This is a genomic window from Oceanobacillus sp. FSL K6-2867 (assembly GCF_037963145.1).
GTDB lineage: Bacteria > Bacillota > Bacilli > Bacillales > Amphibacillaceae > Oceanobacillus.
Map to the genome: position 1 here is coordinate 1,266,019 of NZ_CP150144.1, position 24,047 is coordinate 1,290,065.

20 protein-coding genes and 1 riboswitch are annotated in these 24,047 nt (G+C 37.5%); of the genes, 7 read left to right on the forward strand and 13 right to left on the reverse strand.

From position 1 onward, the window contains the following. Positions 1–178: 178 nt before the first annotated feature. Both NSQ77_RS06185 and NSQ77_RS06190 read left to right on the forward strand, forming a co-directional pair. Positions 179–523, forward strand: coding sequence for a helix-turn-helix transcriptional regulator (locus NSQ77_RS06185; protein ID WP_088612308.1), 345 nt, complete (start codon positions 179–181; stop codon positions 521–523). Positions 524–593: 70 nt separating this feature from the next. Then, positions 594–1,076, forward strand: a complete 483-nt coding sequence (locus tag NSQ77_RS06190) for an ImmA/IrrE family metallo-endopeptidase (RefSeq protein ID WP_088612307.1) — start codon at positions 594–596, stop codon at positions 1,074–1,076. Positions 1,077–1,357: 281 nt separating this feature from the next. Here NSQ77_RS06190 and NSQ77_RS06195 read toward each other — a convergent pair whose 3' ends face one another. Further along, positions 1,358–2,890 (reverse strand): multicopper oxidase domain-containing protein, encoded by a 1,533-nt coding sequence (locus NSQ77_RS06195; protein WP_088613823.1) that lies wholly within the window; start codon positions 2,888–2,890, stop codon positions 1,358–1,360. A gap of 992 nt (positions 2,891–3,882) precedes the next feature. On the opposite strand from NSQ77_RS06195, the gene NSQ77_RS06200 reads away from it, so the two are divergent. Then, positions 3,883–4,104 carry a hypothetical protein gene (locus NSQ77_RS06200; protein WP_047185521.1) on the forward strand — a complete coding sequence of 74 codons (222 nt, stop codon included), beginning with the start codon at positions 3,883–3,885 and terminating at the stop codon, positions 4,102–4,104. A 515-nt stretch (positions 4,105–4,619) separates the two neighbouring features. Here NSQ77_RS06200 and guaA read toward each other — a convergent pair. The 10 genes from guaA to NSQ77_RS06250 form a co-directional block, all read right to left on the reverse strand. Beyond that, positions 4,620–6,155, reverse strand: coding sequence for a glutamine-hydrolyzing GMP synthase (gene guaA / locus NSQ77_RS06205; RefSeq protein WP_339229616.1), 1,536 nt, complete (start codon positions 6,153–6,155; stop codon positions 4,620–4,622). Positions 6,156–6,394: 239 nt separating this feature from the next. After that, positions 6,395–6,496, reverse strand: a riboswitch (purine riboswitch). Positions 6,497–6,719: 223 nt separating this feature from the next. Beyond that, positions 6,720–8,924 (reverse strand): transglutaminaseTgpA domain-containing protein, encoded by a 2,205-nt coding sequence (locus tag NSQ77_RS06210; protein ID WP_339229618.1) that lies wholly within the window; start codon positions 8,922–8,924, stop codon positions 6,720–6,722. Then, positions 8,921–10,189 carry a DUF58 domain-containing protein gene (locus tag NSQ77_RS06215; protein WP_339229620.1) on the reverse strand — a complete coding sequence of 423 codons (1,269 nt, stop codon included), beginning with the start codon at positions 10,187–10,189 and terminating at the stop codon, positions 8,921–8,923. The genes NSQ77_RS06210 and NSQ77_RS06215 overlap by 4 nt, the downstream gene beginning before the upstream one ends. Continuing rightward, the gene (locus NSQ77_RS06220) at positions 10,189–11,151 is read right to left on the reverse strand and encodes a MoxR family ATPase (protein WP_339229622.1); all 963 of its coding nucleotides are present in this window, start codon (positions 11,149–11,151) and stop codon (positions 10,189–10,191) included. The genes NSQ77_RS06215 and NSQ77_RS06220 overlap by 1 nt, the downstream gene beginning before the upstream one ends. A gap of 423 nt (positions 11,152–11,574) precedes the next feature. Continuing rightward, complete coding sequence (locus tag NSQ77_RS06225) at positions 11,575–13,077, reverse strand: amidase (RefSeq protein WP_339229624.1); 1,503 nt, start codon at positions 13,075–13,077, stop codon at positions 11,575–11,577. Between the two features lie 62 nt (positions 13,078–13,139). Beyond that, positions 13,140–14,579, reverse strand: coding sequence for an FMN-binding glutamate synthase family protein (locus NSQ77_RS06230; protein ID WP_339229625.1), 1,440 nt, complete (start codon positions 14,577–14,579; stop codon positions 13,140–13,142). 59 nt (positions 14,580–14,638) lie between these two features. Next, complete coding sequence (locus NSQ77_RS06235; protein WP_339229627.1) at positions 14,639–14,794, reverse strand: hypothetical protein; 156 nt, start codon at positions 14,792–14,794, stop codon at positions 14,639–14,641. A 2-nt stretch (positions 14,795–14,796) separates the two neighbouring features. Continuing rightward, positions 14,797–15,987 (reverse strand): Ger(x)C family spore germination protein, encoded by a 1,191-nt coding sequence (locus NSQ77_RS06240; RefSeq protein ID WP_339229629.1) that lies wholly within the window; start codon positions 15,985–15,987, stop codon positions 14,797–14,799. After that, a complete protein-coding gene (locus NSQ77_RS06245; protein WP_339229631.1) occupies positions 15,977–17,086 on the reverse strand; it encodes an endospore germination permease in 1,110 nt (369 codons plus the stop codon). Before NSQ77_RS06245 ends, NSQ77_RS06240 begins: the two co-directional genes overlap by 11 nt. A gap of 3 nt (positions 17,087–17,089) precedes the next feature. Then, positions 17,090–18,664 carry a spore germination protein gene (locus NSQ77_RS06250; protein ID WP_339229633.1) on the reverse strand — a complete coding sequence of 525 codons (1,575 nt, stop codon included), beginning with the start codon at positions 18,662–18,664 and terminating at the stop codon, positions 17,090–17,092. Positions 18,665–18,830: 166 nt separating this feature from the next. Between NSQ77_RS06250 and NSQ77_RS06255 the strand changes: the two genes are divergently transcribed. Continuing rightward, on the forward strand, positions 18,831–19,457 hold the full coding sequence (locus NSQ77_RS06255) for a flavodoxin family protein (protein WP_339229635.1): 627 nt from the start codon (positions 18,831–18,833) through the stop codon (positions 19,455–19,457). A 114-nt stretch (positions 19,458–19,571) separates the two neighbouring features. On the opposite strand, the gene NSQ77_RS06260 is transcribed toward NSQ77_RS06255, so the two are convergent. After that, entirely contained in the window at positions 19,572–19,814 is a 243-nt protein-coding gene (locus NSQ77_RS06260) for a hypothetical protein (RefSeq protein WP_339229637.1), read from the reverse strand. Positions 19,815–19,956: 142 nt separating this feature from the next. Continuing rightward, positions 19,957–20,259: a hypothetical protein gene (locus NSQ77_RS06265; RefSeq protein WP_339229639.1), complete on the reverse strand. Its 303-nt coding sequence runs from the start codon at positions 20,257–20,259 to the stop codon at positions 19,957–19,959. 240 nt (positions 20,260–20,499) lie between these two features. Here NSQ77_RS06265 and NSQ77_RS06270 point away from each other — a divergent pair, with 240 nt between their 5' ends. The 3 genes from NSQ77_RS06270 (at position 20,500) to NSQ77_RS06280 (ending at position 24,047) form a co-directional block, all read left to right on the forward strand. Next, positions 20,500–21,234 (forward strand): DUF2071 domain-containing protein, encoded by a 735-nt coding sequence (locus NSQ77_RS06270; protein WP_339229640.1) that lies wholly within the window; start codon positions 20,500–20,502, stop codon positions 21,232–21,234. Between the two features lie 283 nt (positions 21,235–21,517). Next, the gene (locus NSQ77_RS06275) at positions 21,518–22,609 is read left to right on the forward strand and encodes an endospore germination permease (protein WP_339229642.1); all 1,092 of its coding nucleotides are present in this window, start codon (positions 21,518–21,520) and stop codon (positions 22,607–22,609) included. After that, positions 22,599–24,047 carry a spore germination protein gene (locus tag NSQ77_RS06280; RefSeq protein ID WP_339229643.1) on the forward strand — a complete coding sequence of 483 codons (1,449 nt, stop codon included), beginning with the start codon at positions 22,599–22,601 and terminating at the stop codon, positions 24,045–24,047. The genes NSQ77_RS06275 and NSQ77_RS06280 overlap by 11 nt, the downstream gene beginning before the upstream one ends.

The window sequence follows — 24,047 nt, forward strand, 5'->3', positions numbered from 1 at the left end:
TTCAAATCACCTCCGCTCATTTGCGTCAATTTGTAACATCGATTAATTAAATTATAATGCAACAATTAGTGTCTGTCAATACCCTTTGTGACATTTTGTTGCTAAACTTTATTTGCTACATTATGTGTCGTATAATTGTTATTGTATCAATACGTCTCAATAAGGATTGGAGATTAAAATGTTAGGTGAACGTTTAACAAAATTACGTAAAAATAAAAAGTTGACACAGCAAGAACTAGCAAAAGAATTACAAATTAGTCGTTCTTCCTTATCCCAATATGAAATAAACAAGAGACAACCTGATTACGAAACTTTAAAATTAATTGCTAATTACTTTCATGTATCTATCGACTACCTCATTACAGGTAATGTGTATAGCGAATCTCCAGATGAAATGTGGAAAGAATTATTAGACCCGAAAACACAAATATTCTTTAAAGATTTACAAAACGCCCCAGAAGAAAAAATTGATGAATTAATACGTTTTTGGGAATTTATTCAAGAAAGAGATAAAAAGAAATAGAGCTCTAATATTAGGGCTTTTATTTATAATAAAAAACAGAACATATATTCCCTGAGGAAGGAGATAACTAATGAACCATTTAAATTACCACACAACATTACTAGAAGATTCTGTAAAGCACCTTTATTATAATTTAGGTATTTATTGCCCACATCAACTAGATATGATGGAAATAGCTGACTACCTAGGAATTAAAGTCTGTTTTTGGGATATATCAAGTCGTGTTTATAAAAAAGAAATTATAATTGATTCTAGGTTATCCCCCGAACAACAATGGGAGGATTTTGGACATGAACTTTGTCATTTATTATTACAGTACGGAAATCAAATATTGTACTTAAATAATCTTTTTCTAAAATACCAAGAACGCAAGGCAAATAATTTTGCATTACATTTTTGTGTACCAACATTTATATTACTTAAATATGAAATCGCTAGCATATCCGAAGGTATACCTTTTATAACAAAGACATTCAACGTAACACAGAAATTTGCACAAAAAAGACTTATCCATTTTAGAAATCAGCTACAAGTATCAAAATCACACCAATAACAAATGAGTAATTTCAAAACAAATTTCATATATAAATGTAGATTTGGAATAAAGTTTGATTAAAAGTCCTCACAAAGTCACATTTTTGAGCAAAATAAAAAGAATCCGTTTTGATAAAAGATTGATCAAAACGGATTCTTTTCTTGTTAATGGGTATGAAGTTTTTATAAAAAAGTTTGATCATTTTCTACTTGTATTGCTCAACAGTCGCTCCCGATTGCAGAAATCTTAAAATAAAGAATCAATACTTCATCAACCCCTTATTGACAGAGCACAGTCTATTATTGGATAACAATAAACGGTCGCATCATTTCATAATCCTCATGTTCCAATATATGACAGTGCCATACATACAACCCTGTAAAAGGACCAAATTTCATGATAATTCGGGTTACCTGTTTTGGGTTAGCTCTTACTGTATCCTTTCCTCCTCGTTCTTGAGGTTCGGGAGGCGTCGCCGGGCTCGTATAATGGATAATTCCCTCCTTATTGTACTTATCTACATCAAAATCTCTCCGATCTAATATTTGAAAATCAATTAAGTGAATGTGAATAGGATGTGAATCGTCCGTTAAGTTAATAAGACACCATATTTCGGTTGATCCCAATTTTGGATTTTCTGTTATGGGGGCATCCCACTGTTTATTATCCAATAGCATGAATTCACGACCGTATTTATCCATATTGTCATTTAAAGTTAGGTATCTTACCCTTGAAGCCGACTGTTCATTTAGTTGGGGTAAGGACATCATATTAGCCGGGATAACACTCGTATCCACACTAGACAAGGGAAGAGTTACACTAAACTGCATCACTGTACCTGTATTTTCATCTACTGGATCTCCGGTTGGAAAGGGAGCGGGCGCATCGTTTGTCATAATAATAGATTTACCCTCAAGATTGGTAAAATCAATAATTACATCTGCTCGTTCTGCTGGAGATAACATGATTTCTTTTACACCTATCGGGTACTGCATTAATCCTCCATCCGTCGCAATTTGATACATAAGTTGACCTGAATCAAGCTTCATCCTAAAGAAACGCGTGTTGGATGCGTTTAGCAGCCTAAATCGATATTTGCGTGGTTCCACTTTTAAATAGGGGTGTACTTTGCCATTCACCAAAATGGTATCCCCGACAAATTCGGGAATGATCGACGTTTCTAATTCCGGGATTGGTTGATCTGGCTGCTTCGGGTAATAGAGAGAACCATCCTTATTAAAAGTCTTGTCTTGTAGCATAAGAGGGATATCATATTTCCCACTTGGTAAATTCAGGTATCGCTCCTGTTGATCTCTGATTAGATAGAAACCTGCCAATCCAGCATAAATATTAAGCCTAGTGATACCAAGCGCATGGTCATGATACCAGAGGGTGCAAGCATGATTGCAATTATCATATCGATATACTTGCTTTCTAAAATAACTGCCGACTTGTTTAAATCCGTTTGTAAACCAAGCCTCTGGGTAACCATCGCTTTCTGATTCAACACACGCACCGTGGACATGTACCACTGTTCTTACATCAGGAACGTCCCGATAGGCGCCATGAACCGTATAATCGATTGGAAAAAGATGCTTATCCGGAAGATTGTTGATCCATTTAATAAACACGATTTCTCCGCTTTCTACTTCAATGGTAGGTCCCGGATAGCTTCCTTCGTACCCCCAAACCGTTGTATCATTTAACTCACTATGGAGTGATTGCTTGAATTCAGTCATATTTACTTCATAATAAGTATAAAACTGATCTTTCCATAGAGGTTTTAAAACAGGTGGAATGGGAAGTTCATCTACAAATTTAGTGAGGTTGATTTTTTGGGGATTTGTTTCATTACAGCCACATTGGTTGTTAGGTGTGCATTTACATTGATCCCCACATTTACAATTTGGATTATTACAGTATGGGTTGGTACAGGGTTTGGAACCGTTATGCATATTATGTGAATTTGCTTCCGTACTGTCACATTTGTTTTCAGAAGTGCATTTACACTGATCTCCACATTTACAATTTGGATTATTACAGTGTGGGTTGGTACAGGGTTTGGAAAAGTTGTGCGAATTATGTGAAATACCATCATTAATATTCATTCAGATTCCCCCATTTTCTTAATTTGCCGATTAAGAACTAAGCACTTTAGATCACATAGATTAATAAAGTGGCGACCAAAAAGCAAGATTTTTATCACTCACTTATCAAGTAATTAAAGAAGCAGATATTCATTAACAAATGCAACATTAATATATGGACCTTCGAAGCAATCTTAACTGACCCTTTGTTCTATAAATGATATGTATAAATATAAATATAATTCCCTTTTCCATTTTCCAAATACAGTTGTAAACTTCTGAATTAAATGAAATAAAAAAAGACCGATTTAGGTGTCGATCTCTTTGTAGCAACAGTTAATTTAAGAAGAATGTATTTTCAATTTCTCATAAAACTTTTTAGGGTTATCGATATTGTTTTCATAATATTTCGCTTGTTACTTAAACATATTAGTGATTATTGATATTTCATAGTCGATATAGTGCAACATAAATAGTGAAGTAGCCCAAATTACAAGGGGGGGCTCCAAGATATTTATTCAGAATTCAATCCCGATTTAAGCGAACTTGGCAAATTTATTTTTGAAATTACTCGTATTCCTATACATCTCCAGCTTATGCTTTAAATCTGGATAAGGAAGAGTGTGTAACGTTTAGACTTTTTATATTTATTTGTCGTCAGGTAATTCAACACGTCATTTAAAAATAAATAATGCATAAAATAATATGAACATTATTTTGCATAGGAGGCTAGAATTTTGAAATTAAATGATAAAAATTTGGAACATAATGATTCAAATCACGAAACCGATGCTCAATTAGATGAGCTTATTGAAATTGGTAAGAATATGATTTCTATTTCCGCGGATGTATTATTGCATTCTCTTGAAGAGTCTCAAAAAAGAAATGAAATAAACAAGATGCAGAAACAGATTAACTATTTAAAGACTGAACTTGAAAAATTAAGAAAAAAGAATTAGAGAATTATTATTTTACCTAGGATAAGCTATTTTTCTTTACGCTTAGCATCTTTTTAGGTGCATTACGACAACCATGGGTATACAATACAAGAATTTAATCCCTATTACCATCACCATAATTATTAAATTTGATAGAGCATCGTTATGACGTGGGTTACTTCCCACGTCTCTTTTTATACAGTTTGTGTCAAATGCGACATAAAAACTCCCATTTTTTAGGAACTTTCTAGCCTTTACCAGAGAGATGTAGCCACCCTCCATTTAAGCTAGAAACATTTCACACAACTAAACTGCCATTTAGTTTAAGTACAATGTTTCACAAATTAATATTACCATTAACTATTTTAAAAATTTTTAACGAAATGTTCTTCATCTTATCTAAAAAAATATCCCTACCAAATTATTTTTGGCAGGGATTTTGGCAGGGAACTATATTATTTTATACCAATTTGTCAATTTAAGATTAAGATAAACACTGTTAAATAGGCGTTCTCTCTTCAAATCAAGTTAGCTTTTTACTCCCACTCAATCGTAGCAGGTGGCTTGCTCGTAACATCGTACACAACTCGATTTATATGCTGTACATCATTCACAATACGAGTTGAAATTTTCTCAAGAACATCCCATGGGATACGTGCCCAGTCAGATGTCATTCCATCGATTGATGTAACGGCACGAATTCCGATTGTGTAGTCATATGTCCGTGCATCACCCATGACACCAACACTTCGGATGTTCGGTAATACTGTGAAATACTGCCAGATATCGCGATCTAATCCTGCGTTTGCAATTTCTTCACGTAAAATGGCATCAGATTCACGCACGATTTCCAGCTTTTCTTCGGTTACTTCACCTAATACACGAATTGCCAGTCCTGGACCTGGGAATGGTTGACGCCATACGATATGATCTGGAATACCGAGCTGTGTACCTAATTCACGTACTTCATCTTTGAACAATGTGTTTAGTGGTTCAATTAATTCAAATTGCATGTCCTCAGGCAGTCCGCCAACATTATGGTGTGACTTAATGGTTTGTGCTGTTTCAGTACCACTTTCAATCACGTCCGTATATAGAGTACCTTGTGCAAGGTAATCCATATCCTTTAATTTTGCCGCTTCATCGTCGAATACATAGATGAATTCATTCCCGATGATTTTACGTTTTTTCTCTGGATCATCGACACCAGCTAATTTAGATAGGAAGCGATCTTTTGCATCTACTTTTATGATGTTCATATGGAAATCGTCAGCAAAGACCTTCATCACGTCATCTGCCTCATTTTTCCTTAATAATCCGTGATCAACGAAAATACAAGTTAATTGATCCCCAATAGCCTTATGAATTAACGCTGCAACTACAGATGAATCAACCCCGCCACTTAATGCACATAGCACGTTGCGGTCGCCAACCTTTTTCTGGATTGCTTCCACTTCCATGTCAATAAAGTTTTCGATTGTCCAATCACCCTTAGATTTGCACACATCAAATACAAATTGATTTAACAAATCGTTTCCATACTCTGAATGACGAACCTCTGGATGGAACTGTACGCCGTATAATCTGTTTTCGGGATCACTCATTGCTGCAATTGGCGTTGATGGGCTTGTTGCATCAATTTGGAATGTAGGGGGAACCTCTGTTACCTTGTCTCCATGACTCATCCACACCGTTTGCTTTGTTGGTGTATCTTTGAAAAGAATTGGATCATGGTTAAGATCGATAAGTGCTTTTCCATACTCACGTTTTTTGGATTTCTCCACTTTTCCATTATAATGCAGCGCCATAAGCTGCATGCCATAGCAAATTCCTAATATTGGGATGTCTAAGTCGAATATTGCTTCATCGCAACGGAAGCTATTTTCATCATAAACACTGTGTGGTCCACCAGATAAAATGATTCCCTTTGGATTGATTGCTTTAATTTCTTCTGCTGTCAGCTTATGTGAATGCAGTTCACTATACACCCCGAACTCTCTGATTCGACGTGTAATCAGCTGATTGTATTGACTTCCAAAGTCAAGTACAAGTATCATTTCGTTGTTTTCCATTGATTCCGCTCCTATCTGCTGTAAGGTGTCTCCATTGAAATGATGTAACCATTAGGTTTTAAGTAAGTGATGTACAATGACTCATAAAACTATGCTGATTCGCGATAAACCAGACATGTCCACTGCAACACTTACATCTTTCCTGCTAAAAAAACCTGCATTTCTACTTTTCGCAACGCTATATAAACACTCATATAGCTACAAAAAGACAGAAATCCAGGTTCATGATATAAACTACATCATCTAGATTCTGCCTTCATAGTCAGAGCATTTACGGTGCCCCGGTAGAAACTTTTGACCCATATTGTCAAGGATATACGAACGCATTTATATTTCAATTTTTAAAGGTTGTTCAAATAGTCCGGTAAAAATGACGCTTCGAATTTCTTTGTTGGCTTGCTTTTCCGTTCCTCACGTATCAACTGCATACGTTCTGGTACTCAAAGCTGCGCCGCCTCGAACTTCTCGGTCCTTTTTATCCTCCTCTTGAACTCGTACTTTTAGAGGTTGTCCTATCGACCACTCTTTTGCATGTATTTATTCTACTAATCAAGCTGCACTAGGTCAACCCATTATCCGTTTAATTAAATTTTTCCATAATTGAGTCAGTTCGTTTAGCTGTGATTCATTTATCTCATTTCGATAAAGCAGTCGCTCATAATGTCTTGTTAGCTGCCCCATCTCATCCGTTGCATAGTGCATATCAATACGATTTGCAAATTCACGTAGTGTCTGGTCTGGATCTTTTGCATACCCATAATGCTGCAGTAATTTCATCAAATGATGATAAGCTTCCTGGAATGATTTAGCATCTTGTCCATTTTTCATTTTCACTGCAAGCGCCTTTGTTTGCCAACGAAATCTTGTTTTATAAATAGCAATTCCGATAATAAGGGTTATGGCAGCCAATATTGCTGCATACCACCAGTTAAACGTAAAGCGAGCTGCATCGTTTTGGACAGATTCTTGCTCAGCAGTTTCTTCTGTTTGTACATCTGATTCCGGCTGCTCCGGGAGATCATTGCCTTCTGGAGCTTCCAATACGTCATCTTCTGTTTGCGGTAAGGCCGTATTATTAGCATTATCAACATCCACATGAAAATCAGATAAATTAGAGAAGCCTTGTGTCGGCTCAAATGGTACCCAGCCAGTTTCCGGGAAATAAACTTCTACCCAAGAATGCGCATTTCCATTCGTTACCTCATACAGCTCCGCTTCATTTTCTCCTCCAATTAATTGTCCGCTAGTAAATCCCTTTACCCATCTTGCTGGTATATCAATAGCACGAAGCAAAACAACCATCGATGTTGAGAAGTTATCACAATAACCTATTCTGGAATCAAATAAAAACTGATCCACATAATCCTCATTTCCTGTCGGTACAGGAATATCGGTTGTACGATATTCAAAATCATTGCTGGCGAAATATCGTTCGACTGCTTTTACCTTTTCATATCTTGATTCATATGGCTTGGTAATTTCCTCAGCTAAATCAACTACCCGTTCAGGTAATGTATCAGGCAATTGCGTATAGTGTTCTAGCAGTTCTTCTCCGTATCGTTCATTGCTTTCACGCAGCACATTTAGCTCATAGGATGGATGTTCATACGATAATTGATAAGTATTTAAGTTAGCAACCTCTCCATTCCTTCTAGCCTCGATTGCGTCTGATTCCAGGTCGAGAAATACTGCTTCTTCTCCTGCAAGCCTTTCTACTTGTCTGACTCCGTATGGATAAACAAGCTTATTAATCGATTCATTTTCTTGAAACTCAACCAAGGCATCTTGGCTCTCTGTCTCTACACTTGAAGAAAATGTCTCTAAATCGATCGAGCCATTTGGCTGTAATTCATACTCTGAATCAGAGGAAAGCACCCAGCCTTTCCCAGTATATTCATCTTTCGTTTCAATTCGCCAATAATGCCTCTCCGGAGTCCTCGCATAAAACACTGGTGTATCATCTTGAATAAATGAACCACCTAATCTTGAGTCATCCTCCCCATAGCCAACCTTTTGTACCGGGCCACCGCCATTACCACCCACGTTTTCAGCAGCACTTTGAATAAATGGCACAGGATCTGGCCAAATAGGTTCTACTTTCGGTGCTGCAAAACCAATCATGGTGGAGATAAACACAACGACAATTAATGGCATAAGCCATACTGGTGATTTTTTTAACCAGCCAAAATGAATCGACTCTTGACTCAATTCTTTCATTAGATTCGCTATACCAAGTGCAATAAACGAAATAATAAAGGTTCTTACAATTGACATAGTTCCGTCGTATACCGTAAATGTATCAAGAATTGTGATATAAACAAATGTAAGCAGCACAAACAGAAAAATCCGTTTCATTTGGACGAACCAGTAATGCAATAGATAGCTCATTAACCAAATTAATAATAAAAACAGGAAGCTGCGGAACAACGGTGTTAAATAGTACCACTGCTGTGAGAACAATGCTTGTATGTTGAAGGTAAATTCGTCCTGTGCCTGTCCAAGCCACAACGCGCTTACAATCGGCACATTAAAATAGAGACCATTAAGAATGAAAAACAGACCAAATCCTTTTAATAAAAGACTAAGCCACCATTTCAGCTGCAATGCTGAAATGAAAAAACAAAACATCGTATAAATAATAAAAATCATAATATTATTCGTGTCCGATATATCTTTTAATGGATAAAGCCATTCTAGAAACAAAAAGAATCCGCAAAAATAAAGAATCGTGGCATATAAGATTGCTGCTTTATTTTGCTGTTTCTTCATCTTATATTCACCTCAATCCGTTTCGAAGCTAATTGCTGTTCGGTCAAAATCTGCACATCAACATCTGCATAACGGAGCTGCTGGACAACATGGTACTCTGTATCTGTAATTAAATTAGCTGCTTGAATAAATATTATTGCAACACGCTTCGCTCGCCGCTTCACTTGTAATATTGATTGTTTAAAAAGCTCATCGATTATAGTTGTGATAACAATTGCCATTTTTCCTGCTTGAACCAGCTTCATCTCTTCCTTCAAAATTGCAGAAAACGAGCGATCACCACTCGGCTGGACCCTTGCTAAAAACTGGTGGATACGTGCCTGGCTTATCGCGTTTTGCTCAGATGGAAAATAGACAGATTCAGCTCCAATCGTAAGTAAACCTGCTTGATTATCCTGCTTTTTAAAAGCTTCCATTAAAGAAAGACCAATCTCTACAGCTGCTTCAAATGCTAAAGCATTCATATCTTGATCATGACAGCTATTTAAAATAAGCAGAATATCCGTACTTTTTTCTTGTTCAAATTCCTTCGTCATCACGTTATTTCGTCTAGCTGTTTGCTTCCAGTCAATTCGTGAAAAACGATCTCCTGGCACATATTCACGGACACCAATTGCAACATTGGTATTCATTAAATGATGTGTGCTTGAAGAAATAGAACCCTGTTCAAAATTCTGATATTGCTCTTGCAACAAGATAGGACGAATGGTCGGATAAGCGATTAGTTCATTCGCTGCATTGAAGACATGCTCTCGTTTCACAAAGCCGAATATATCACTAAGCTTCACACGAATCTGATTTAACTGATGCTCTCCACGCGGGATTTGCTCAATTGTATAGGGTAATGCAAAGCTGCGTTTAAATCCGGGAAAAACAACCTTTTTAATTTTCCGTTCTACATATCGTTTTTCAGGGTGATCCATATCAAGATACTTTTCATTCCGACTATCAGCTTTCATTAAACTTTTGGGGAAAACTTCCTCTACAATACAATAGTAGATTGGAAAAGGGATATTTCTTTCTATCCTGATCATGACAGCAGCTTTATCGCCTGCTTGAAGGATAGGTCGGAAAACTTCCCTTGTAACGTTCCAATTTTTTATCGGGTAAAATGAGAACATAAGGAGATAAACAAATATTGGAAGAAAGCTATAAAAAAGAAACCAACTGACAAATCCTCCCTGAAACATCGCATAGGAGAATAGTATGAAAAAAAGCGCAACAATTATTACAGTATTACCAAATACTTTGATCCGGCCTTTCATTAACTAAATTCCTTTCGAATTGGAATGTGCGTTGTTTTTACAACCGCATCGATTGTACCTTCATTAGTAGCCCCCTCATATCTTGCCTCCGAAGTTAATATAATCCGATGGGACAGAACAAATGGTGCAAGATACTTTACATCATCTGGCAATACATAATCTCTTCCATATATAAATGCATAAGCTTTCGCTGCTTTCATTAAGGCAATAGATCCCCTTGGGCTTACTCCAAGATAAATTGCATCATTTTCTCTTGTCCGTGTTACAAGATTAATAATGTACTGCTGTACATTGCGATCAATATAGACATCCTTTACTTCCTCTTGAAGTTCTACTAATTGGTCTCTATCGATTACTGCTTCTATTGATTCAATTGGATGATTACTAGATGTCCGCTCAAGCATTTCTAGTTCTTCATGAAAGGTAGGATAGCCCATTTTCAATTTCAAGATAAAGCGATCAAGCTGTGCTTCCGGTAATGGGTAGGTGCCTTCATATTCAATGGGGTTTTGAGTTGCCATAACAAAGAAAGGTGCTCTTAGAGGTTTCGTTACTCCATCAATGGTCACATTTTGTTCTTCCATTGCTTCAAGAAGTGATGATTGTGTCTTTGGTGAGGTACGATTGATTTCATCTGCAAGAATAACATTTCCAAAGATTGGTCCACCGCGAAATTCAAATTCCAGTTCCTTTGGATTATAAATCGAAACACCAGTTACATCTGATGGCAATAAATCCGGAGTAAATTGAATTCGTTTGAAGTCACAATCCAATGACTTTGCAAGTGTCCGAACAAGCATTGTCTTTCCAACACCAGGAACATCCTCTAATAACACATGCCCCTGCGCTAATAAAGCAACTAAGCTTAAAGTTGCAACATCTTCTTTTCCAATCATTACTTTATTTATGTTATTAATCACACGTTCAATCTTTTCATTATAAATACTCGTTCCATGTATCAAGCTATATTCCCTCCTTTTAGTAAAAACTGTTTAAATACTTTGTTTACTTCAACTATATCAAGAAAAGAAGTTGAAGTAAAAGTAGAACTTTTATAGTATATGAACCACTTCTATAACTAACATTAACAGAAAAAGTTGTTTATATACTAGATTTATTCAAAACAAATAAGTATACGAAAAGAGACTGGAACAAAAGTGTTTTAACATAGTAAAAACGGAATGAACCGCTTCAGAAATATACTTAGCGCATTCGTAGGTGGCCGGAGAGCCCCTTGTGCTATCGCACTACGGTGTCTCATCTATGCCTTTCCTCTCACTGGTGACTATGTAATATTTCCTACTGTTTTTAACACTTTATTTAAGTTCTGAGCCTCTCTAGTTCTTCTGACTTTTTACTCTATAAAGATTTGAAACTAGCTCTGATTAAGCTTTTTCGAAATAGGAATTTCCTTTCATCCCTACCCAAAGGTCCGACTGTTCCAGTTGCACTGCCAGCTGCAACAAGCGATGTTCTTCACCCTTTGGTGCCATTACTTGCACTCCCAATGGAAGACCCTCACTTGAAAGATGCACGGGAACAGACATTGCTGGCTGACCAGTTAAATTAGCCAGCTGGGTAAATGGCGTATACGTTAAACTAGGTAAAAACATCTCATAAATAAGTTCTTGTTGTTTAACTTTGTCTGCTTCCCTTACCTGCATCCGCAGCTTTTCCTGACTTGCTTTCGAATGGGTCAGCTCGCCGATCGTAGGGGCAGTGCCCGCTGTAGCTGGAGTAATATAAAAATCATATATCTGATGAAAGGATGCCATCTGTGCAGCAGCTGTATCCCATGATGCAAGGCTTGCCGAGAAATCGGCTGCTGAGAGGGACTTCCCTGCTTCGCTAAGCACCCATGTTTCGATTTCTACATCATCAGCGGTAATTGCACGATTAATTGCCTTTTCTAATTCTTGAACAGTTAAGCTCATTTCGCCACTATTCATCATGAAATAATCCTTCATTAATTGGACACCATCCACACCATTTTCTTTCTCTTCTACATGATGTCCCTGTGCTTCCAGCCATTTTACTGTGTTTTCCACCGCAAGCATTGCCTCCGCACTTACTGGAGTACCAACAGGGGATTTTGTTGTGTAAGCAATTCTTAGTGGCCTATCAAAGTCTTCCAGCATTTTCTTGTGATAGCTTCCTGGGTATAATGGTGTCTGGAATGCTGCCTCTTGTTGTACAACTTGAAGTAAATCCAACATGCTTGCACTATCCCGGACACTTCTGCTTAAAACAAAATCAATTGATGCACCATGCCATTGTCTGCCAACTCCTGGTCCAACTGGAGTTCTTCCTCGTGTAGGCTTTAATCCAAATAGCCCGGTAAACGAAGCTGGAATTCGTATGGATCCACCCCCATCACTCGCACCTGCAAGTGGTACAATTCCAGAAGCAATCGCTGCTGCCGCTCCCCCACTGGAGCCACCTGGCGAATAATCTGTATTCCAGGGATTTCGAGTTGGCCCATAAATTTTAGGTTCTGTAATGTTTTTTAATCCGAACTCTGGTGTATTTGTATGTCCCATAAAATGAAATCCAGCCTCGCGAAGCTTTTTCACAAAATAAGAATCATGTTTCGAACGATTCCCCTCAAGCAGCTTATTACCCGCTGTCATTAGCTCCCCTTCTAAGCTTTGAGAGATATTTTTTAACAGAACAGGAACACCGTTAAACGGAGCATCCTCTATTGATATGCGTTCTGCTTCATCAAGTGCCTGCTCCATTCTTGAATGTGTTACAACATTCAAGGTTGGTTGAACTTCGTTTAATCGTTCGAAGGCAATTGTCATAAGTTCCTTTGCGGAGATCTCTTTCCTTTGAATCAACTGCGCCATTTCCACGGCATCTAATTTTAAGTATGTTCCCAAATTCATATGTACACTCCTCACAGAAGCATTTTACCCTAGTCTACCATACCTGCTGATTGGTTCCAGTACTATGATTCGGAAGCATTTTTTTGTTTATTCGATTCCTTTGCTTGATTCTTCTCTTGCCATGGTTCAAATGAAAAAGGAATACCTAGCATCTCACTCGTTAATTTGTCATAAGATACAAGGTCTTTTAACGTCATTTCCTTTAACGAACGTTTCCCCATTGCTCTTAGACCTACCTTCATCTCTTCTATGCTTGCCGTTAAAAATTTAGCTGCTGATTGTGCGCCATCTTCTCTATTAAATTTATTTTTAAATTTCCCTTCATTCCATACAACCTGTGTAGGCGGTTCAAATGGAATAGCGTCGAGCGTTTGGCTGTGTGCCACTGCAAAAAGAATCGCCGATCCTAAATAAACGGCATCTGCTCCTAATGCGATAGCTTTTAAAAATTCCGATGGTGTAAATAGACCGCCGGATATAATGAGGCTAACCTCTTTTCTCTTATTGCGTTTTTTTAAGTGATTGTCCGCACGTATAACGGCATGCAAGGTCGGTATCCCAAAATCATCTGATAATACAGGAGGCGCTCCATGTGTTGCAGCTTGTCCTCCATCTACTGCGATATAATCAACCCCGATTTTCAGTAACTGGTCAATATCCTGTTCTAATTTGCCCCCGGCTCCCAGCTTGGCTCCGATTGGAACTCCACCCGTTAGTTTCCTTAACTCCTCGACTAATTCTTTTATATCTTTTATTGTTTGATTATCAAAGAAATGCTCATAGATTACTGCTACTTCGTCTTCCTTTAATCCCATTACCTTCCGTGCTCTTCCTGTTAGATTCTCTGGCGAAATTCTCCCCCCGACTCCAACAAGCGCACCTTGACCGAACTTAATTTCTATCATATCTGCACGTTTTAATAAGTTCTCATCCTTTGACCACTCTGTTTTGGAAAACTGTAAAATATATTTATTAGCTGCATCTAATTCCTCTGGCAAAACCCCACCTTCACCAGAATTGATTGCCGTACCTGTCTCTTTTGCCGCATCCGCTAATGCCAGTCGAACTTCTTCGCTTAAAGCAATACCATAGGCCATGCCACTAATAAGTAATGGAATTTCAATTTCGAGCGGCTTTTTTGCCTTTGGCCCGATGGTAACTTTTACATCAACATCTTCATCACCATCAATTGGAAATGAAGCTACCTGTGCTGGTATAAATGTTACTGTATCCATATGTGGCCAGTTTTTAGAAGATCCTAAGGGACGGTGCAGAACATCTCCTGTTTCTGCACGTAAATTGTTCTCAAGGACATTTTGGATTCCCATATGCCTAATACCTGGGATCAATTCGATTAAATTTTCTTGATAGCTGTCTGTAAAGATAATCTTACCCATCTTTTTCGTCATGCGCTTTAGCATCCATCTCCAGCCAAACAGAAACACAAATAAGATACTAAGCAGTAAAACAAGCAATATAAGATTAATTAAAGAAATAATCATCATTATCACTCACTACCTTACGTTATTTTCCAAGCATTTGCGTGCTTTGGTTTGATTCCTTACTTGTCTTCTGAATCCCTGTTTTTCCAGGATGGGTCCATTTCCTGGTGCAGCTTTCGATTGATGTTATAAACGAGAAAAGGCACGAAAAAGGCTAAAAAGGTACAAAGTATTTCCATCCCTGTTGGAAGCCTGTCTACTAATGTTTCCCACATCCCTATTCCTCATTTCCTTTTCGCTTAATTTGAATAATGCTGCCAGGTTCCACTAGAACCGAATTAACATCAACGGTTACATCGCTATTAGCAAAATAATTTTCTCCATGATCCCAATTATCCTTAACTTGCTTCCATACATCATAATGGAACATTCGGAGATGATTATCCAATTTCATTACATCTACTTGTAAATCATCCTTCAGTTTTCTGATCGTACGCTCTGTCATCGACTTAATTTTTTGATCTAACACTTCTTCAAATTGTTTGGCTCCTTCTTTCGTATAATAATCTTTATAACCATGGTACTCTTCAACCTGGGCTTCCACATTCATTTCTATATGAAAAGCTAATGCATCTTTATTGCTGTTTATAAGCTTTATTTTACTGTTCCCTTGTTTGATGGAAAAAGCAATCTGTTCTCCTTCCACTTCCGTACTGACACTTCCTACTTGATTCCTTCCAAGGATAAAATTTAACCCCATCGCATCTTCACCTGAGATTGTATCCACTAAGCGACTGGAATTTCCGTCAAATATAGCTACGCTCTCATAGTTTGCCGTACTAGCTGAATGCTTAGTGAGCAGTGGAACTGTAAAGCTGCTTTTATTCAGTAATAGTTCTTGCAGTTCTCCAATCCGGAGTGGTTCCATTGTCTCTGGTGTTACTTCATTTTCCAATAATTCATTGAGATATTGTGATGGAATATAAGCATGCTCTGGATCAATATTTAAAATTTCCTTCGCAGGTGATTCACCATCTACAATCGCTACCTTAATCCCCCTTCTGAATCCTTGCACGCGGATAAAAACATCAATAACATTCGTAAATAAACCTGGTTCTTCAGCCAATTCCTTTGATACGAGTATCAGCTTCAAGTGCTCCGTGTTAATCATGTTATTTGTTTGCTTTGAGATTTTGGCATTGATCTGGTTTAACGTTTTTCCTGTTTGGCTTAAATTTAAATATGCCTTCCCTGAGCCACTATCTGTTGCTGTCGCTAAACCGGCAGGGACTGCAGATTGCTGTGTCATTTCAAACATTTTATCTCCATCATCAGCATCTCCTACTAAATCAATCGCCACTCCTACAATGAATTCACGGTCTTCTAATTCTGCGTCGTCCCAGCAAGCAGATAACGTAATGAAAACGAAGCTAAATACAATTACAAGAAGCATTTTTTTATTTCTCATTTTGCTTCGCTCCTTTTACTTTATACATTACCCCTAATATCGTCGTAATGATGACAATTAAAATCCAACTTGAGTAACTCATATAGTTTCCGAAGTTTTCCATTTCAATAAAATCCCTTGGTATCATTGCAACCGCGAAAATAAGCGGGGTTAGAACAAAGAGCAGATGTATTTTTTTCACCTTAGGTATAATAGAACTCAATGCTAGAACCCCTACATCAAAGGCCATTGCGGTTGTAGTAAAAATCGCCATAATCCATATCACAAAAAAAATTGACTCGATTCGTTCAAAGAAACCACCGGGAATTTCAATCGACTTTGCGAGCTCAATCAATGGAAAACGAATATTAGCGGTTGTTAATTCACCAAACACTGCTATGCATGTGACAAAGATAAAAACATACAATATAATCGCCCATGACATTCCGATAACAGTATACTTTGCCACATGTTTTGGTTCTTTTACCAATGATATATAAAAAAACAAAATACCAACTCCGGTATAGGACAAAGTTGTTTTTAAAGAGCCTTGCAAGTAGCCTTGCAGATCGGTTTTAAACATAGGCAGCACATTATGCCATCCCATAAATGGAACGGAAAAAAGCACTAATAGCCCTGTCGTGATAAAGATAATTGGCAAAAACATTGCATTCAGCCGGAAGATCCCCCCGCGAGTATTCGCTACTGCATATACAACAACAAGCAAAAACGTCAGGGCAACAACCTCCATTGGTGTACGGTTAAATAAATACTGATGCGAGATTTCCGCTATGGCACGGACTTCAAAGGCAGTTAAAGCAACACCTTGAACAGTAAATAAAAAAGTAAAAAAGACAGCAACGGGTTTGGTTACCAGCGAAGAAGAATAATCGAGAAAGGATTGATTCGGAAAATTGGCAGCCAGCTTTGCAACACACCATGCAATAGCTGTTACAATAGCCCCCGAAAATAATATAACGATCCAGCCATCTGAAAATCTTGTATCCTCAGCAAGTATTCTTGGAAATGGAAGAATCCCTACCCCGATTAACATGGAGGGCAGTGCAATCATAATGTCTCGATTTTGTATTTTATCATCACCATATTTAAAATTACGCATGGATTATTCCTTTCCTTGTTTCCCATCATTTTCAGCCGATTCGTTATTTACCGTTTTCAAATATTTAGGGTTCTTCTTTAAAATTGTGAACGGAGCACGCAAGACCAAATCCCTCCAATCACTAACAAATGTCGGTGCAAAAGGAGTCGAGTATGGTATCCCAATACTCTTCAAATTGACGATATGGATATTCACCATAATATATACAAGAATAACGCCATACAATCCCAGTAAGGAAGCTGCAATCATACAAGCAAAACGCAATACTCGAAATGTGACTGCTACACTATAAGCCGGAATACTAAAGGATGCAATGGCTGTCAGTGCAGTCACAACTACCATGATTGGGCTAACTATTCCTGCACTTACTGCTGCCTCTCCAATAACTAATCCACCGACAATACCAATTGTTTGTCCGATAACCTTTGGCAGCCTTACCCCAGCTTCGTGCAGAATCTCAAATGTTAATGCCATTAAAAATGCCTCAATTGCACTTGGAAATGGTACACCTTCCCTCGAACCTGCGATGGAATACGTTAACGTACTCGGAATCATGCCTGGATGATAAGAGACCAAGGCAATATAAAGCGCTGGTAAAAACATTGCAAAGAAAGCAGTAAGGTAACGAAGGGCACGTAATAAAGTAGCAGATACCCAGCGCTGTGAATAATCTTCCATTGAATGCAGTGCATCCCCTATCGTAATTGGCGCGATTAATGCAAATGGCGAACCATTCAGTAAAATCACAACTTTCCCTTTTATAACGTTAGATGAAACCCGATCGGGCCTCTCTGTATCTAATAGTTGTGGAAATGGAGATAAAAAGCTATCCTCTATCCACTGCTCGACATGAGAGGAATCGGAAACATAATCCGTATCAATTGATTTCAGCCTTCGATCAACTTCCTGCACAATCTCTGGATTAACAATCCCCTCCATATATACCATCACTAGCTTTTGCTTCGTGCGTTTCCCAATTTCATATCCTTTAAAGCGCAGGTTAGTATCTTTAATATCGCGGCGAATTAATGCCAAATTTGTATCAATGCTTTCCACAAATCCATCTCTTGGACCACGCACTAATGTTTCAGAATCAGGCTCTTCTATCGAACGTCTTTCTCCACCAGCTGTTTCCATGATTAGAACGGTATCTGAACCATCTATATAAAACGCAGTACTTCCATTTAAAATTGCGAGAGAAACCTCATCCATTGATTGCGTTTTTTTAATAGCTGTAATCGCAACTACTTCTTCATATATGTCTTCAAGTATGTTCGTCTTAAAGTCCTTCATATTTAATTGAATCGTTTTTAATATATTATTATTAATCAAATCTTCATCGGTTAATCCACTAATATAAACAATTGCTGATCTCTTTTCTATACTGCCAATCATTAATTCACGGATAACTAAATCATCCGGATTACCAAATATCTCCTTAGAATTCTTTACATTGCAATCAAGATCCTTTGTAATTTCAACCTGAAGGTTTACCTGCTGTGGCGCTTTATCTCTAGCTTTATCGTTATTTTGTTGCTTTCTATTTTTAATCCGATTAATCAGGGTGCTTCTAGCCATGTTATCGCCTCAATCAAGTAAAATAGATTCCCTCTTGTCTTTCCCATCATCAGGCTATTTTATTCTAACCATACAGTTGGGCTATTCGAACTTTGCCGAAAACGATGCATAATAAAGCAGTTTTTAGGGTAGAGCCTTATAGAATAAAGAAAGAGGAGTGTTTGTCATGGGTAATTTAAAAGCATTACTATTGAATTGTTCATTAAAAACATCTGATGAAACATCAAATACTGATGCGCTGCTACAGGAATTCATCGATGTCTTTCAACAAAAGCAAGTGGAAACCGAAACAATTCGAGTGGTTGATTACAACATAGCGTTTGGTGTTGAAGGAGATATGGGTGACGGTGATGAGTGGCCAGTAATAGCAGATAAAATAAAAAAGGCAGATATTTTGCTCGTCGGTACACCTTTATGGATTGGTGAAAAGAGCAGTGTTGCTAAAATGGTCATGGAACGAATTAGTGGTTCCGGCTCGGAAACGAATGAGAAAGGCCAGCCTATTTATTACAATAAAGTAGCTGGAACAGTCGTAACAGGGAATGAAGATGGTGCCAAACATGCAGCCAGAGACATTCTCTTCAGCTTAGGACACTTTGGTTTCTCCTTGCCGCCAAACCCCCTTTCTTATTGGGTTGGTGAAGCAGGTCCAGGTGCTTCCTATATTGAAGCAAATGGAAAAGAAAATGAATTTACTCAAAAAAATGCACAAATTGCAAGCCATAACCTTGTCCACCTAGCAAGAATTCTAGCCGAAAATCCAATTCCTACAGAAGGGAATGTCAGCGAATAAGACTGACAATAAATTCGCTAAACTGGAAGCGACTGAATCGCTTCACATAATATTTTATTTTAAGGAAGGCATCCGCGAAAAGATTGGCGGATGCCTTCACTATGCATTGGAGGTTTATTTTTTCCTTACAACTATATTTTTACTCCCAGAATATAGTCCACTTGCAGAAAGCCCCAATATTAGTCCGATTATTATACCGCTTTTCAGATCGCCAGGACTTACATAAAAGATACCTCCAGCTAAGCCAAATATGACAGAAGCAACAGGCAGCCATCTCTTAGGTAGTCCAGCAGTCTTCAAAATCTCCACCAGACCAACGATAAGAGCGATCAAAGCAACATCATAGACTTCAAACATCGGTAACACCTCCTCACCATAGCATATGAATGCCTTGTCCTCCCAGTAACGGCAGGAAAGCCAATTTTTAATGGAAAGGCCAGAGGAATCTATCTTGAAATAAGTAAAAACCCTACCAAATTAGGTAGGGCTGCAATTCATTTTAATTGTACGGCTTAATGATAAATGCATTTTGTGTCACTTCTGCATATATACAAAGCTCTGTGTCTGTATCAATTTCTAATATTCTTCTAAATTCAGCAGGTATATTAACCATTCCTCTTGAGGATATAAATCGCTGGTTCTCGTAATTTTCATTCGTTCCATGAATAATCCATATTTCGTTTCTTCTCATTCGTATTTCTACGCGCTCTCCATCCTGAAACCCTAATGCAGCACGCCATTTTTTTGGCAGATTTATCATCCCTAATTTATTAATAGATTTATAATTTACAAGGAAATACATGTCAATCTCCTCCTAAATATGTATTCCTATTTAGATTCATCGAATAAAATTTTTATTTACACAAGCTAAAAACATATTTTTCATATTTAAATACTGCTTAGACAACTGAGCCATCGATTATGAAAAATCGACAGCCTTTAATAGTACCAGCCTAACAAAATTGCCTTTTCTCATTAAATCTGAATGAAGAACCTTTACCTTCACATAATAAACATAAAATAAAAGGATTAGGTGACGGAATTGAATAGGCATATTTTCACAAGTACACAGCATCGGGAATTACCGCTCCCAAATAAACTTTGGATTTTTACACAGCAGTGGCATCATTTGCTATTCATCCACATGCCATTCCCTGAGCAAATAATCAAAGCCCACCTTCCAGAAGGATTAGAATTAGATACATACGACGGAAGGGCATGGATTAGTATTATTCCATTCAAGGTAACTGGAATGCGTCTGCGCACTATGCCAGCTCTCCCATTTTTAAGTACCTATTTAGAAGTAAATGTTCGAACATATGTAAAACGCCAAGGAATACCAGGAGTTTACTTTTTTAGCATGGATGCCGATAAATTGCTCTCCGTTCTTGGTGCCAGAGTTATTACATTACCGTATTTTCATGCCAGGATGAAAATGAAAAGGCAGAAAGATTTTCTTTATTTTGAGTCCAATCGAAAAAGTCATAGGGAAGCTGCTTTCAAGGGACGTTACAAGCCAATATCCAAGCCCTATTACCCGGAAATACAAAGTCTTAGCTACTGGCTGCTTGAACGCTATGTCCTATGGACTTATAAACATGGAGCGCTTTACAGGGGGGATATTCATCATACGCCTTGGAAAATCCAAGATGCAGAAGTTTTCATTGAAAAAGAAAATATGCTGCCCTTCTCTTCTAATAAGAATAATAAAATGCTCCTCTTTCAATATACTTCGTACAAATGCGTTTTTATTTGGCCCATTCGGAAGGTAGATTAAAGTTAGCTTTTGCTGTAACTCCGAGGGAATTCTATGTACGATATCGCTTTTTGAAGTGGTAAAAGGTTGAATAGTGTGGTATCGTATCTTCCCACTCTTAAAAGTCCTTCGGCTAAATCCATAAATAAGGAAACGGTTTAGCTATTGCAAACACTTAATTACACCTAACTAATACCTCCCCCTTCATCTACCTTCTATTAATAAAGTTTATGTATATAATAAATGCATAACGAAGGATTTTTTTACACATTATATGATAAGTACACCATTCCGCGGAGGTATCATGAAAAATCCTATTAGCGTTTCCCAGTTCTTTTTTATTTTCCTAATCAGTACTGGTCTGAGCAATCATGTACTAGTCATCCCTTTACTAATCGATGCTGCTGGACGTGATGCTTGGATCAGTGTTTTCATTGGATTTTTTATTAGTATCCCAATCCTTCTCTTAATGGTATATGTTACAAAACACTTCAAAAGCATATCCATTTTTGAATGGCTTGAAACAAATTATAATAAAGCTTTTCGTCGTATAATTGCCGTTCTAATTAGTATTTTTTTATTTATCACTGGGTTTATTACATTAAAGGAAACCGTTACCTGGACGCATGAGACCTATTTGCAAGATACTCCCATGCTTGTCGTGGGGATTTCCATTCTTGCAACCTCACTATATATTTCTTATGGAAAATTAAATGTTATTGCCATATGTGCTGGTGTCCTACTTCCGTTTGTCGTTTTATTTGGTTTGCTTGTCGCGATTGGTACGATTCCGAATAAAAATTACTCACTCATTACACCTGTACTTGTTGAAAATGGCTGGGTCGATGTTATAAACGGTTCCATATTTGTTTTTGGTTCCTTACTAGAGATATTTCTGCTAATTATGATTCAGCATGAAATCACAAAAAGGGTAACATTCAAGCACATATTACTGCTTTCCTTTTTTCTATTCATTCTAACATTAGGACCACTAATAGGTAGTATTTCTGTTTTCGGAGCAGATGAGGCTGGAAGACTTCGCTACCCAGCATTTTTACAATGGCGAATCCTTAGTATTGGTCAGTACTTTAATCATGTCGACTTTTTATCTATTTATCAATGGCTGTCTGGATCATTTATTCGTTTAGCTCTTATTTTGTATTTAATCACGCGAGCCTTACAATACAAAAAAAAGAGTCAGCGAATTATCGCGCAAGCTGTCATTTGTATCCTTTATTTAATGCTAGTTTTAGCTCCTATATCAGATGAGCTTTTTTCCGTATTTTTAAAAAATTATTTTTATCCAGGAACTGGCGTTTTTGCAGTAGTCATGATTCTATTTTTAACACTGCTTATCAAAACCTCAAAGAATGGAATGGAAACAGATGAAAAATAATAATGCAGCATTAAAAGAAACGTATTTTAAACATCTATTTCAACACTCTTCTGATATAAAAGTTCAAAGATATCCGTTAACTCGTGAAAAAAAAGATAAAGAAATAGTCATTACCTATTGCGAAGGCCTAATTAATAGTGATTTATTAGTAGATAGCATCCTTCCTGAAATTCGAAAATGCCATCATACTAATGACCTTAATGAATTAAGTGATTCAATTTCACTCCCTTGGAATCCGGACAATCCTTCCTTTAGGGAATCTATAAAAGATAAGATTTTTGATGGTTACACAGCCATTGTAATAGCAAAAACGGTATACTTTTTTAATACATCAAATCCTCCAAAAAGGTCTCCTGAAGAATCGACTACGGAAGTCTCCGTGAAGGGACCTCGCGATGCTTTTATCGAGGATATTAGCTCCAATATCGCATTAGTTCGTAAACGGCTGAAAACAGATTCCTTCGTTACAAAGTCATTTACAATTGGAAAACGCAGTAATACAAAGGTTAGTCTCGTTTATATGACGGATATCCAAAATAAAGAGATAATTAATGAGGTAACTGCACGATTAAATAATATTGATTTAGACGCTTTAAACAGTGACAATCAATTATCAGAGCTATTAACAGATTCCCGTTATTCCATATTTCCATTATTAAAAAGTGTTTCTCGTCCTGATGGTGTTGTTAGTGGTTTGGTACGTGGACGATTTGCAATATTTATCGATAATGTCCCTAACGTCATTGTGGGACCTGCTAATTTAGGGTATCTATTAAAGTCGTCAGAGGATACACATATGCCATTTTATTATGCTTCATTTGAAATTCTTCTTCGGGTGATCGGATTGGGAATATCTATTTTCCTCCCAGCATTTTGGGTTGCCTTATCTGCATATAATGTAGATCAAATCCCTTTTTCACTACTTGCAACAATCGGAGCTTCACGCTTAGGAATCCCGTTTAACACTACTGTTGAATTATTACTAATGATTGGTCTTTTTGAGCTCTTTCGTGAGGCTGGTGTCCGGTTGCCTAAAGCTGTCGGACAGACTGTTGCCGTAGTAGGTGGATTAATCGTAGGTGATGCTGCTATTCGAGCTGGTTTGACTTCACCTACGATGCTAGTGATCTCTTCCATTACCGCCGTTGCAACGTTTACCTTAGGTAATCAATCATTATTTGGAACGGTAACGATTTTACGGGTTTTTTCTATCCTGTGTGCGGGCGTATTAGGCATGTATGGATTTTTCCTTAGCTTATTTTTAATCGTAGGTTATTTAGCAAAGCTTGAGTCATTTGGAATTCCATTTTTAAGTCCTGTCTCTCCTTTTATTAAAAGAGATTTTGCTAAATCACTCTTAAAAATTCCTGTAGTCCAGCAAGATGAACGTGCTAAAATTCTCAAAACAGAGGACCATGATAGGCAGGAGGACAAATAA